Here is a 12927-nt window from a genome sequence, read left to right on the forward strand (position 1 = left end):
TGAATACTCATTCCTGCATGGCAGGCAATAAACAATAATATGAAACCTGTTATCCCGTCCAATCTTACCATCCGCCATGATCTTCGTCCGGGTGATCTGGGATCTGTGATCCATCTTCATGGCGTGCTGTATGCTGAAGAATACAATTTTGGAATTGCTTTTGAATCCTATGTTGCAGCAGGGCTTGCGGAATTCTACCAGCAATATGATCCGCTTCGCGATAGAGTATGGATTGTTGAAGACGAAGGAAAGATGGTGGGCTTCATGCTGCTGATGCATCGCGGTGGAAAATCATCACAGCTTCGATACTATTTGCTCCTGGCTCCGTACCGTGGCATTGGCCTCGGCAAGAAACTGATGGAAGATTATATGCAATGGCTGGAAGAGAAGGGATATGATCATTCTTATCTCTGGACCACCAATGAACTCCCGGCAGCAGCTTCTCTCTATACCCGCTATGGTTTTACACTTACAGAAGAAAAACCTTCTGATACTTTTGGAAAGCCAGTGACTGAGCAGCGCTACGATTGGTATTTGAGCCCCGGATATTAACTAAATTTCACTAACAACTGTTAGTGAAAATAATTATCTTTGGTCTTTGCCAACTTAATCGTAAACCTTCAAAAGCATTTATAAAGCTCTGTATATGAATAAACGCGAAGTGTATATTATTGCGGCTGTACGTACTCCGATAGGTAGTTTCGGCGGAAAGCTCAAGGATTTTACTGCAACCCAGCTGGGTGCATTTGCCATCAAAGGCGCGCTGGAGAAAGCGGGTGTAAAACCCGAACAGGTGCAGGATGTACTGATGGGCTCTGTGATCCAGGCCAATCTCGGACAGGCGCCTGCCCGCCAGGCAGCGAAGTTTGCCGGTCTTCCCAACGAAGTGAATTGCACAACAGTGAACAAAGTTTGCGCAAGTGGTATGAAAGCCATTTCACAGGCAGCACAGAGCATTGCCCTCGGCGATGCGGACATTGTTGTTGCCGGTGGTATGGAGAGCATGAGCAATGTTCCCTTCTATGTAGAGAACCTGCGCTGGGGCAACAAATATGGAAATACGAATCTGATCGACGGTCTTGCGAAAGACGGTCTTACTGATGTATACGATGGTAAGGCAATGGGTAATGCTGCTGAGCTCTGCGCGCGTGAATGTGGTATCAGTCGTGAGGACCAGGATACATTTGCCATCGAAAGCTACAAGCGTTCACAGGCGGCCTGGAATGAAGGTAAATTCACAGAAGAAGTGATCCCTGTTTCCATTCCTTCCCGCAAAGGCGATCCGGAGATCTTTTCAAAAGATGAAGAGCCTTTCAATGTGAAATTCGATAAGATCCCTGAGCTGAAACCTGCATTCCAGAAAGACGGTACCGTTACTGCCGCCAATGCCTCCACGATGAATGATGGCGCGGCTGCACTGGTGCTGATGAGCAAGGAAAAAGCAGATGAGCTGGGATTGAAACCAATTGCTAAAGTAGTATCTTATGCAGATGCAGAGCAGGCGCCCGAGTGGTTCACAACCACGCCTGCAATTGCTGTTCCGAAAGCAGTGGCCAAAGCAGGACTGAAGATGGAAGATATCAGTTATTTCGAGCTCAACGAAGCATTTGCAGTGGTTGGGATCGAGAATACAAAACGCATGAAACTGGATCCTTCCAAAGTGAACGTGAATGGTGGTGCAGTAAGTGTGGGTCATCCTTTGGGAGCCAGCGGCGCCAGGATCATCGTTACACTGATCAATGTTCTGAAGCAGAACAAAGCGAAGTACGGCGCTGCAGGGATCTGCAACGGCGGCGGCGGCGCAAGCGCGATGGTGATCGAGAATGTGTAAATAGAGAAATGGAATTAGAGAAAGATAGAAAGGGCCTTCGGGCCCTTTTGTTATTTTGCGAAAAGAGCAGAGAATTCCTGTTTTCGAAATTTCTACTTTTCTGAATATTTTACTGTGTATGTCTGGCCGGCAAATATTGGAATGCTGGCAATCTTTCGCGTTTCGGCAGCTCACAATATTCCGGAAAGCGGAGTTGATGAGGATGCTTTTTGTTGAAGCCCGCATAAAAATGATTGTCCTGATCCTACCACTGAATCCGTGTTTTGACAAATTCATACCTCGGGTCTTATGAGTAATTGGCTTTAAAAGCCTGTTGAGGGCTGCATTTGCTCAAACTTCTCCGGTTTATTTAAGAGGTGAATCAACGCAAACAATTGCGTTGTAATTTTATTCAAAATTCCTCTCATGAAAAAGCTCATCATTGTTGTGCCGGCAGGACAGAACAATCTCAGCAGTGTGGTTGGTCCTTATAAATTCTTCGTGAAGGCCAACGAGTATTTTAAAACGAGAGGATTGCCGCGGGTATTTGATGTGCAACTAGCTGGAATAAATGAAAAAGAAGAATTGTACGATGGCTTGTTTTCGATAAAACCGCATACATATATCCGTTTGATTGACAAGGCAGATTTTGTGATCATTCCTGCGCTGGCCCATCATAATCTTTTGGAAGTAGTGAGTATGAACCAGGAACTTATTGCCTGGTTGAAGCAACAATACAATCTGGGCGCTGAACTGGCCAGTATCTGTACCGGAGCTTTTATTCTTGCATCAACCGGGCTGCTGGATGGGAAAAGCTGCTCTACTCACTGGAACGCAGCAGCGCTTTTCAGACAAGCTTTTCCGGAAGTACAACTTCAGACTGATAAGATCCTCACGGATGAACAGGGTATTTACACTAACGGTGGCGCTTACTCTTTTCTCAATCTCATGCTCTACCTGGTAGAAAAATATTACGACAGGGAAACAGCCTTGTTCTGCGCCAAAGTCTTCCAGGTTGATATCGAAAGGAACAGCCAGTCGGTCTTCATCATGTTCAACGGGCAAAAAGACCATATGGATGATGTGATCCGCGATGCGCAACATTATATCGAACAAAACTTCCAGGAGAAATTCTCCATGGAGGAACTGGCCGGCAGGTTTGCATTGAGCCGTCGGAATTTCGACAGGCGGTTCTTGCATGCAACCGGCAATACGCCGGGGGAATACCAGCAAAGGGTAAGAGTAGAGCAGGCGAAGAAGATGCTGGAATCGGGTCGTAGCAATGTTTCTGAGGTAATGTATGAAGTGGGGTATACCGATCTGAAGGCTTTTCGCGGCACATTCAAGAAAGTTACCGGTCTTACTCCACTGGATTACCGGAACAAATTCAGCAGGCGATCCATTGCTGTGGTGAAATCAGATTAGGGTTTCCCGGGGTAATTGTGTAGTTTATAGGTCTAAACCTTTACTTATGCCACGCTTCTTTCAATGGCTGGATCGCAACAGCGATACCGGGATTTTCCTGCTGCGGCTTTTTGTTGGCTTCAGGTTACTGGAGGGAGTTTTTGATAATATTCTCAGCTGGCAGCGAATGCAGGAGTTCAGTGATTTCCTGGATAAATTCAGCTTCCCTTTTCCACTTTTTTGTGCTGTGTTGTCTGTATACGCCCAGGCAGTTGCCGGGCTGATGATCATTCTCGGATGGCAGATACGGTATGCAGCAATGCTGATGATCATTAACTTTGCGGTGGCATTGATAATGGTACACTGGGGACAGAGCCTGGAAGAAATGACCGTTCCATTATTACTGTTATTTGTTTTTGTGCTTTTTCTGTTCCAGGGCGCGGGGAGTATTACGGTTTCCTCGCTGTCAGGGAAGAAACGTTAATGTATAACCGGATTTGTATGTCAGATGTTTTGATCAGGTATGGTACCCGCGAGGATGCCATGGAAATTGCGGCCCTCAGCAGGGAGACATTTTACAGCGCGTTTGCAAAGGATAACAGTGTAGAAGACATGGAGAAATTCATGACGGAGCAGTTTAGCACGGCACGACTGATGGCGCAGGTAGGTGCGCCGGGGAATATCTTTTTGCTGGCTTATGTGGGCGAGCAGCTGGCGGGATATGTACGATTGCTGGATGGATTTCCGCCGTCGGAATTGAAGGATTTTCCTACGATCGAGATAGCCAGGATCTATGCCAGGCAGGATGCAATAGGCAAAGGAGTGGGGAGAGCGCTGATGCAGAGATCCATAGAAATTGCAACCAGTATGAATAAGCGCAGTATCTGGCTGGGCGTTTGGGAAAAGAATGACCGGGCTATTGCGTTTTATACAAAATGGGGATTTGAGAAATTTGGGGAGCATGATTTTTTACTGGGTAATGATGTGCAAAGGGATTGGATGATGCGAAAGTTGTTATGAAGGCTTTGACCTGGAATTAATAAAGTCCGCATCCGGCTCCGGTTGATGCCTGATAAAACAAAAGGCCGCTCCATCGGAACAGCCTTCTGTTTTTCGCATAACGAAGCGGTTTACCTCGTAAACGTATAATTGATATATACGGTCTTTCCTTCAAAGTTCACGGCGCTTTGCAGCAGCATGCTGTTAGCGGTGAGTGATTTCAGTTCGAGGCGGTAACCTTCAGATACCCTATTGGGTTTTACACCTGTGCCCAGGTTCTTGAACTGGAAGTATTTCACACCACCGATGGTTTGAACACTCCAGTAGATATTACGCTGACCACCGGTGCAATCGCCGGAAGCGGGAACGGTGTAGGAGCCGTTGCCATTGGGGACCAGGCTCCACTGGCTACCTATGTAGCAGGTATACAGAGCATCATCAAACACAGTTACTTTAAATCCGTTCTTGGAAACGCCGTCCAGGTCTACATTGCTCACCGTCCAGGTACCTTTCAGGTTTACCTTGTCTCCCTCAGGGCTGGCTACTTTGCTGGGTGAACAGGCTGTGAAGAACAGGACCAGGCTCAGGGATGCTGCGGCTAACAACTTAATTCTTTTCATAGTCGTCTTGTTTTTTGTGATTAATGCAGGTTAACGAATACAAATCTGATACCAGTATTACTGATAATACAAAGATATAAGATTTCCAATTCGTTAGGAATAATCCCCACAGGAATCGACCGCCCCATTCCCATAAATGAAGAGGCGGATATGGAAATATCCGCCTGGTAAAAAACTGACTGTATTGTTAATTCGTGCTACCACGGAATTGTTCTTTTTTTAATATCAGAACAGTTTTCCTCATGCACTTACTTAAATGTAGGCTACTTGCTACAGTAAGGAAAACTTAATCAACCAGGCACGTGTATGCGTCAACAGACGACTGTCCTGTTTTATCATTTTCCTTTTGTGTACTTTCTTATGTGATTGGTAGGGAAGAAACGGAAGTTCATTTTTTCAGCAGGCGGTTATTGATGATCTTTTCCATCACTGCTTCGCGCAGGTATTTCGATACCGGCACCTGGTACTCCCGTATATGCAGTACATTGCCTTCGATAGCGCGAATGGCATCAAGGTTGATAATATATGATTTGTGAGGTTGAATGAAATTGACAGCAGGCAAACTATCCAGCAAAGATCTCATTGTTGAGTGAATGATGAGTTTACGGCTTTCTGTATAAATGCGCACATAATTTTCCATCGCTTCAGCAAACAAAATCTCAGCAAAGAAAAGTTTCTCCAGCCGGTTATCGACTTTTACAAAAAGATAATCCTGTTTTCCTTCTGATTGCTGCAGGCGGAAATAATCGTAAGCCTTGTTGGCAGCTTTGAGGAAACGTTCAAACGCGATCGGTTTCCACAGGTAGTCCAGCACATCCAGCTCATAACCACTCAGCGCATACTGGTCATAGGCAGTGGTGAAGATCACGCGTGGCGGGTTTATGGCATTCTTCAGAAAATCGATACCTGATAAATAAGGCATTTCAATATCGAGGAACAACAGATCGGCGCTTTGTGTTTTGAGCAGCTGGTTCAATTGCAGGGCATCTTCACAAACGCCGGTGAGCGTGAGGAATCCTGTTTTTTCGATATAACCCTGCAGGCCCTTTCGGGCCATGGGTTCGTCGTCTGTAATGATGCACCTGATTGGTGTTGTCATAGTCGATATATCGGTTAATGAAGTGGTATGATCAGCTTCGCGATGAATGTATCGTTTTCTCTTTTTACATCTAATTTTGCATTGCCGGGATACAACAGGTCTAATCTTCTTTTTACATTTTCCAGTCCGATGCCACTGGCGCTGTGTTGCGGAACCTCCGATGGAACTGCGTTGGCAACAGTAAATTCCAGGTGATCATTCTCCAGTGTTGCATTGATATCAATGGTCCAGCTGCCGCCTGCATATTTGAAAGCATTCTCCACCAATGGCAAAAGCAGGAGCGGGTAGAGCTGCTGCTGTTGCAGACCCGGATCAAAATTAACGGATAGTTGCAGCTTTTCCGAGCTCCGTATTTTTTGTAAATCGATAAATTGCTGCAGGTAACCTAGCTCTTTGCTGATAGTTACGGTCTGTTGCTGATCATACAATTGATAGCGCAGCAATCCGCTGAACTGTTCAATGCTTCGCTTGGCGCCGGGCAGGTCTTCATCCATCTGGAAATAGATGGTGTTAAGTGCATTGAAAAGGAAATGCGGATGGTATTGTGCTTTCAGGAATTTCAATTCTGTCTGCAACTGGTCGTTGGTGATGCGTTCGAGTTTTAATTGCTGATCGATATAGGCCTGCACAAAATTGTTTCCCCGCGCGATGGAATAATATAAAAGGATATACAGGGCCACTACTACATTGGCGATGCTGAAATCACTCAAGGTTACAGGGTCTTCGATGAGGTAATGAATGAAGAACAGCATGGGATTCATACTCAGCAGGGCAACCAGCAGAATAATGAAGAACTCGCGCATCACATTACCGATATTGAACACCGATGTTCTTTTACTGAATTGCTGAACCAGTTTATGTAAAAATGGAAGAGTGATACAGGTGATAATTACCACGCAGACGATCTCGATGGCGTTTTGTTTCCAGGGCCTTAACCAGAACTTCGTTCCATCATTGGTATCGGTAACCACCCGGATGGAAAAATAGATCAGCAGGCCGAACACTACCGGGAATGCATATCTCCAGAACCATTTCATTATTGTTGTTTTAGGTTACCGGCTTTCATCCCGAACAGCCATCTGCTCAATCCAAATGGCCGGATGAATACATGAATTAAAATTATACTAATGAAGAATGTCAGCAAAACAGTGAACAGGTATTTCATCAGGATCGTATCTGTGGTGCGGATCACGTAAAATGTAAGGATCACGATCACGGTCTGGTGCAAGATATAAAAAGGATACACCATTTGATTGAGATAATTCAGGCTGCGGTGCGGACGATTAAGGTATCGTTTTCCATATCCTACCAGCGAGAAAACCCAGGCATAGGCCATTACCGGATACACGGCAGTATAAAATTTGGTATGGATCCCATCTTCCAAACCATTCCATCTCCAGTAATTGATAAAAAGAATGCTGGCGATGCCAACAGCCAGTGAAATACGCCGATTGCGTTCCAGGCTGTTCATCAGACCGGGATAGCAAATGCAGATGAATCCGGTGAGCAGGAAGAAGAGCCAGTAGAAGAAATAACAGTAATCGTGGATCAGATCGTTGGTGGCAGGATTATCCCAGGCGAAAAAAGTGTAAATCAGAACACCGGGAATGGCCAGCAGGTAAATATTCCATCCGGTGGACAACCAGTTGAACAGTTTTGTCAATCCCGGCCGCTGGTGGTTGCGCACCATCCAGCTGAAGAGTGGCGCAAAGATCACATCATAAACGAAGAGATAGGCGATGAACCAGAGATGGTGCCAGCTGAAATTGCCATTGGGATAGGGCTGGAATTTGAAAACAGAAGGGTAGAAGTCCCGGTAGCTACCGGTATAGCCCTGCGAAACCCTCTCCAGGTACACCTGGGGTGGCACAATCAGGAGCGTACCGGCCAGCAGGGGAATGAACAGCCTGCGGAAACGGAGGCCGATAAAGGCCGTTCCGTTTCGTTTCTGGAGCATGAACCAGGTTACGGTGCCTGAAATGAAGAAAAGAAGGGGCATTCTGAACCTGCTGAGCCAGAAATTAAATTCCATCAGCAAGTTACTGGTCTGGTTATTCTTGAGGTGCCAACCCCATTCAGCCACGTAGGGCATGGCGGAATGGAAGAAGAGAACACCGAGGATGGCGAGGATCCGGAGCCAGTCCAGATAAGCCTGACGGGCGGTTTGTGTTTGCATACATTGGTTGTTTCAGCAAACTTAATCCCGGGCCGGGGAGGGGTAAAATGCGTTTGACGACAGGACGGTTTGAGCTGACAACAGGAAAATGTATTGTGTACGATTTGTTTATCTGACACATGACCAGTAATTTTGCCCCTCTTTAAAACCATAAAACCGGATGGCAAGAATAATAGCATTTCGTGATGCACTGCGGGAAGCAATGAGCGAAGAGATGAGAAAAGATCAGAATGTGTTTCTGATGGGAGAGGAAGTTGCTGAATACAACGGTGCATACAAAGTAAGCCAGGGCATGCTGGATGAATTCGGCCCCAAGCGCATTATCGATACCCCGATTGCAGAATTGGGCTTTACAGGTATTGCAGTAGGCGCTGCCCAGAACGGGCTTCGCCCCATTGTAGAGTTCATGACCTGGAACTTCGCTGTTCTGGCAATGGACCAGATCCTGAATACAGCATCCAAGATGCTGGCGATGAGTGGCGGTCAGATCAGTTGTCCGATCGTATTCCGCGGAGCCAATGGTTCTGCCGGACAGCTCGGCGCTCAGCACTCTACAGCTTTCGAAAGCTATTATGCCAATATCCCGGGCATCAAAGTGATCTCTCCCTCCAATCCATATGACGCGAAAGGCTTGCTGAAAGCAGCTATCCGCGACAATGATCCCGTAGTGTTCATGGAAAGTGAAGTGATGTACGGAGAGAAAGGTGAAGTTCCTGAAGAAGAGTATATCATCGAGATCGGAAAGGCCGACATCAAAAGACCAGGCACCGATGTTACCATCGTTAGCTTCAATAAAATGATGAAGGTTGCCCTGGGTGCTGCTGCCGAACTGGAAAAAGAAGGCATCAGTGCTGAGGTGATAGATCTTCGCACCATCCGTCCGCTGGACTGGTACACGATCCTCGAGAGCGTGAAGAAAACCAATCGCCTGGTGATCGTGGAAGAGCAATGGCCTATGTGCGGTGTTTCTGCCGAGATCGCTTATCGGATCCAGAAAGAAGGATTTGATTATCTGGATGCTCCGATCCGTAGGATCACAGCTGCTGATGCTCCGCTGCACTACGCACCAAACCTGGTGGCAGCTGCATTGCCTGATGTGCCACGTACAGTGAAGCTGGTTCAGGAAGTGATGTATATGAAGAAGTAAAAGAGAAGAATATTAATAGAAAATCCCGGATCATATCCGGGATTTTTTGTTTTTAGGAAGCGATTGGATATCCCTGTTTTTACCCTTAAATTTATCTAAATTGAGAATTATGAAAACATCAGGGAAAGGGACTTTTTTGAAAATGGAAGATGGGCTCATAGCAGAATTCGAATGGTGGAAGGATAAAACGATTGTAAAGGAAATACGCACCAGATATGATGCCTGGGCTGCTGGAAAGGAGAAAGGATATACCCAGGACCAATTAAATGCGTCAATTGAGGAATTAAGGAAAAGACGCTTGTCCGAATGAACAATTAATAGGTCTCAGTTTTTTGGACTTCTCTGAAGTAGAATACCTGATCAGCCATTTGCTGGAGTTTATTAAGCTCAGAAAAGTAATAATTGATATCATCTTTACCAATTATTATGTCCGAATGGTATCGATAGGAGATATAGGTCTTTCTCAGTAATAATAACCGATCCCTTTCCTGTGAAGTTTCTTTCGAAAACACACTGGCGGCTTCGTCATTATGAAAGCGAAGTATACATAGCATTCTGTCCAGATTATGCAACCCATACCTGAATCCTGTGATATTCGCAAACAGCATGATCAGTAATTGCTCTACTGCCTGATGTATACAAAAGGCAGCCATCCCAAAATTGCCGAATCGAAATTGTACACCTGCCATTTGGCTGAATATTTGCGATCTTTCGTACCAGGGGAAGAGTTCCGATTTGTCTGCTTGTGTTTCCGTTTTTTTATTGATGGCGGTTTGGATATGGTCAGCCGGTTGCCATTTTTGATAAAGGATTGTGCCGGATTGAAGGGCGCGGATTGCAAAAGGAGTATTTTGTTCAAGTTGATTGTTGAATGCAGCAGGAGATACCCATATGATTGCGAGTCGGCATAATGTTTTACATCGTTGTTCAAGCATATCCAATACATTGTTGCGATCAATATTGCTGCAGTCTGCAATTACTAGCAGGTTCATATCTTCCGGATCATTTATTTCACTGAATGAATGATCGAAAATTGAGAATCTTTTTCTGTGCTTATCGATATAACCTAATACAATAATTTTATCAGGAGATATAGTATTGACAATTTTACTGAGGATTGTTTCTAAGATTGGATTCAAATTCATCTTCGCTTATTTTGTGGTTAGTAAATGCGCAGCTTCTACTAAACCAGCAATTCGACGGAGAAATTCTATAAGCAGCCATTTGTCTTCTTTGTCTAATTCGCCATAAGATTCGGTAATCGTTGTATCACGGAGCTGTTCAAGGTCAATGCGGATCTTTTCGATGGAATCGCCGTTGAAGAATTTTTGGATCTGAAGAAGAGATTCGGAGAGCGTTTCGTTGTTTGGCAATAGAGGAGCCGTGTTTGTAGTAGATTTCATGCAGAGAGATTTTGAAGTGAATGAAAGGAGATAATTGATTTTCTCCAACAAAGAAACGGTGCATGAAAGCCGTAACCTACCGCCGGACTGCCGTAGTTTACGGATAAAAAAAGATTTGCCTGACGCTATTGTGTAGCCGTTTTCCCGATGTTAATCCACAGTCATAATTCGATTGGATTTAATATATTTGTTCTAATAGAAAATTAATCATGGAACAATCCTTCGCCAAACGCCCGGTTCATATGGGCCAAAACATTCAGAAGTTCAGGCTTATTCGTGAGAAAAGTCAGGGTGATGTTGCCGCAGAGCTGGAGGTTAAGAGAGGTAAGGCAGTGAGCCAGCAATTTGTTTCTGATCTGGAGAATAAGGAAACGATAGAAGATGATGAGTTGTTGAGGCAGATTGCAGAGATATTAAGAGTAGATCCTGAGGTTATAAAATCTATGGATTGGAATGCAGCTATTAATATTATTAGTTGCACGTTCAAGGATAACTCAAATGCAGCCCATACAGTCAATCAAACAATCTATCCGTTAGATAAACTCCTGGAATTTTTCGAGAAAGAAAAGAAAGAATGGAAGAGTGAAACTGAAGCCCTCAAAGCAGAACTTGCAAAACTTAGAGGAGAAATGAAATAAAAAAATTGAGCCGTCCACGTGGACGGCTTTTTCTTTCTTAAGGATGGGACAGGAGGATCAGAGTAGAAAGTAAAATTTGGCCTCGATAACAACCACCACAGGAATCTCATTTTTTCCAGACACTTGGAATCTCATTTGACAGCACTATACCCGCACTACAAGTTATTACCAACTTCATACGTCGATCATTCTACTGTCATTCTAATCTCTCACTACCTTACAGTGTATATTTCTGCGGTGTTACTGGGAGTATATATTACTTACTGTCAGGATAATCTAAGGAAACACGTAGAGATCAGGTGGACTTGATCAGAAATTGTAATGAAGGGGAAATGGATAGCAATAAAATGAAGATGGGGAGCTGATAAATAAGAGATTGTTGCAAGATGGTAGTGTGATTTAGCAAGAAAATGTGCGTTAGGATTGAAATGGAAGTGAAGAAGTGTAGGATAATGCAATAATCCTGTCGCATCGGCAATAGAAGGCTTAGGGAAGAATGTCCCGGAAGTAAGTTTCGATACCAGATTCAATAAAAAAAATCTTTTCCGAAGCGTTTACCTATTCCAGTTGCTCTAAAGTACCTGCAATATGAGAAGCGGCAGACCAGTTGACATATACGATCGGATCGATAGTAACCTTTCGGTTGAAATTATTGGAAGTATGTTGCAGCGGTTCTCTCTTATTCAACAGCATCGGGCGATGCTTACCTGGCCAGGGTCTGGCAAGCTTCTTTTTATACTTTGTTCCGGCCTGTTGTGTTACAGGAGTTAATACCGCAATCAGGTCAGCGGCAAAATACCGTCTGTCTTTCGTGAACCAGCTTGAATTTGCCGGTGCTTTTGGATCACGCCTTTCTTTGGCGGGAAGATCACTATGGATCAATCTGACCTGTAAAGTCATCATGAGAGTTCCATTGCCATTTACCTGCGCTTCCATATTCAAGCCGGTAAATGGCAGATCAAGGTTGATAATAGCCACGGTACTAACGGAGTCTATTACCCGCCGTGTGGTAAAATCGATTTTCACAGCGATGAGCTTAACCTCCAGGCTGGCCGCTTTTATCGAAAACCCAGGCAATGTTTGCGCAGGAATATGAAGGTTGTTGTTTTCATCCAGGACAGGAGCAGTCCTGAAGAATTTGCGGATACTGGTAAACTGGTTGAACTGGTAGCCCTGCAAGCCCTGTATTTCTGATTCGATCAGAGTTTTGTTGAGCCGGTTCACGCGTCCCCTGTCTCCGTAAACATCCAGATGCTGCGCAAATGCTCTTCGGACCAGGCTGCCTTTACTACTGGCAATACCGAAATTTTTTGCGGCCTTTCTGGTGGCAATGGTCTGTTGTACTTCATCGGGCATGCTCCGTATGAAATGAACGCCATTGCGCTTATATCCGATCACATTTCCGATCCTTCCCGTGAAAGGGAATTGTCCTGTTTGTTTAGCCATAACGAAATGGTTTTACAGTTTAATCAGTAATGATTTTTAGTGGTCGGGAGTGAGGGGAAGTTAGTATGAGTATCTCAGAGATTATCCAGTAACGATATACGGTAAAAAGAGCAGATCTTCAGCAATAGGGGGCTAAAACATTAATAATATCCTGAATATTATTATGCCCAATATCAAAAAAGAGG

At 44.8% G+C, this 12927-nt stretch carries 15 protein-coding genes; 8 read left to right on the plus strand and 7 right to left on the minus strand.

The annotated features are described in order from the left end of the window. The first annotated feature begins 39 nt into the window (after nt 1-39). The 5 genes from FSB84_RS21585 to FSB84_RS21605 all read left to right on the plus strand — a co-directional run bounded on the left by FSB84_RS21585 (nt 40) and on the right by FSB84_RS21605 (nt 4234). Nucleotides 40-552, plus strand: a complete 513-nt coding sequence (locus tag FSB84_RS21585) for a GNAT family N-acetyltransferase (protein WP_130539947.1) — start codon at nt 40-42, stop codon at nt 550-552. 94 nt (nt 553-646) lie between these two features. Next, complete coding sequence (locus tag FSB84_RS21590) at nt 647-1831, plus strand: acetyl-CoA C-acyltransferase (protein ID WP_130539948.1); 1185 nt, start codon at nt 647-649, stop codon at nt 1829-1831. Nucleotides 1832-2236: 405 nt separating this feature from the next. Further along, nucleotides 2237-3235 carry a GlxA family transcriptional regulator gene (locus FSB84_RS21595; protein WP_130539949.1) on the plus strand — a complete coding sequence of 333 codons (999 nt, stop codon included), beginning with the start codon at nt 2237-2239 and terminating at the stop codon, nt 3233-3235. Nucleotides 3236-3281: 46 nt separating this feature from the next. Then, nucleotides 3282-3698: a DoxX family protein gene (locus FSB84_RS21600; protein ID WP_130539950.1), complete on the plus strand. Its 417-nt coding sequence runs from the start codon at nt 3282-3284 to the stop codon at nt 3696-3698. 17 nt (nt 3699-3715) lie between these two features. Continuing rightward, nucleotides 3716-4234 carry a GNAT family N-acetyltransferase gene (locus tag FSB84_RS21605; RefSeq protein WP_158644051.1) on the plus strand — a complete coding sequence of 173 codons (519 nt, stop codon included), beginning with the start codon at nt 3716-3718 and terminating at the stop codon, nt 4232-4234. A 110-nt stretch (nt 4235-4344) separates the two neighbouring features. Here the strand turns inward: FSB84_RS21605 and FSB84_RS21610 are convergent, their stop codons facing one another. From FSB84_RS21610 to FSB84_RS21625, 4 genes are all read right to left on the minus strand, one after another. Further along, entirely contained in the window at nt 4345-4833 is a 489-nt protein-coding gene (locus FSB84_RS21610; RefSeq protein WP_130539952.1) for a lipocalin family protein, read from the minus strand. A 388-nt stretch (nt 4834-5221) separates the two neighbouring features. Next, nucleotides 5222-5932, minus strand: coding sequence for a LytR/AlgR family response regulator transcription factor (locus FSB84_RS21615; RefSeq protein WP_130539953.1), 711 nt, complete (start codon nt 5930-5932; stop codon nt 5222-5224). A gap of 14 nt (nt 5933-5946) precedes the next feature. Further along, nucleotides 5947-6969 (minus strand): sensor histidine kinase, encoded by a 1023-nt coding sequence (locus FSB84_RS21620; protein WP_130539954.1) that lies wholly within the window; start codon nt 6967-6969, stop codon nt 5947-5949. After that, nucleotides 6969-8108: an acyltransferase family protein gene (locus FSB84_RS21625; protein WP_130539955.1), complete on the minus strand. Its 1140-nt coding sequence runs from the start codon at nt 8106-8108 to the stop codon at nt 6969-6971. Before FSB84_RS21625 ends, FSB84_RS21620 begins: the two co-directional genes overlap by 1 nt. 160 nt (nt 8109-8268) lie before the next feature. On the opposite strand from FSB84_RS21625, the gene FSB84_RS21630 reads away from it, so the two are divergent. Then, nucleotides 8269-9255, plus strand: coding sequence for a pyruvate dehydrogenase complex E1 component subunit beta (locus FSB84_RS21630; protein WP_130539956.1), 987 nt, complete (start codon nt 8269-8271; stop codon nt 9253-9255). Between the two features lie 109 nt (nt 9256-9364). Further along, nucleotides 9365-9565 (plus strand): hypothetical protein, encoded by a 201-nt coding sequence (locus tag FSB84_RS21635; protein ID WP_130539957.1) that lies wholly within the window; start codon nt 9365-9367, stop codon nt 9563-9565. 4 nt (nt 9566-9569) lie between these two features. On the opposite strand, the gene FSB84_RS21640 is transcribed toward FSB84_RS21635, so the two are convergent. Both FSB84_RS21640 and FSB84_RS21645 read right to left on the minus strand, forming a co-directional pair. Beyond that, entirely contained in the window at nt 9570-10400 is an 831-nt protein-coding gene (locus FSB84_RS21640) for a HEPN domain-containing protein (RefSeq protein WP_130539958.1), read from the minus strand. Nucleotides 10401-10406: 6 nt separating this feature from the next. Continuing rightward, the gene (locus FSB84_RS21645) at nt 10407-10658 is read right to left on the minus strand and encodes a hypothetical protein (protein WP_130539959.1); all 252 of its coding nucleotides are present in this window, start codon (nt 10656-10658) and stop codon (nt 10407-10409) included. 209 nt (nt 10659-10867) lie between these two features. Here FSB84_RS21645 and FSB84_RS21650 point away from each other — a divergent pair, with 209 nt between their 5' ends. Continuing rightward, on the plus strand, nt 10868-11296 hold the full coding sequence (locus tag FSB84_RS21650) for a helix-turn-helix transcriptional regulator (protein WP_130539960.1): 429 nt from the start codon (nt 10868-10870) through the stop codon (nt 11294-11296). A 558-nt stretch (nt 11297-11854) separates the two neighbouring features. Here FSB84_RS21650 and FSB84_RS21655 read toward each other — a convergent pair. Further along, the gene (locus FSB84_RS21655) at nt 11855-12742 is read right to left on the minus strand and encodes a hypothetical protein (RefSeq protein WP_130539961.1); all 888 of its coding nucleotides are present in this window, start codon (nt 12740-12742) and stop codon (nt 11855-11857) included. Nucleotides 12743-12927: the final 185 nt, after the last annotated feature.

It is taken from the genome of Pseudobacter ginsenosidimutans (assembly GCF_007970185.1).
In the GTDB taxonomy this organism is placed as follows: Bacteria; Bacteroidota; Bacteroidia; order Chitinophagales; family Chitinophagaceae; genus Pseudobacter; species Pseudobacter ginsenosidimutans.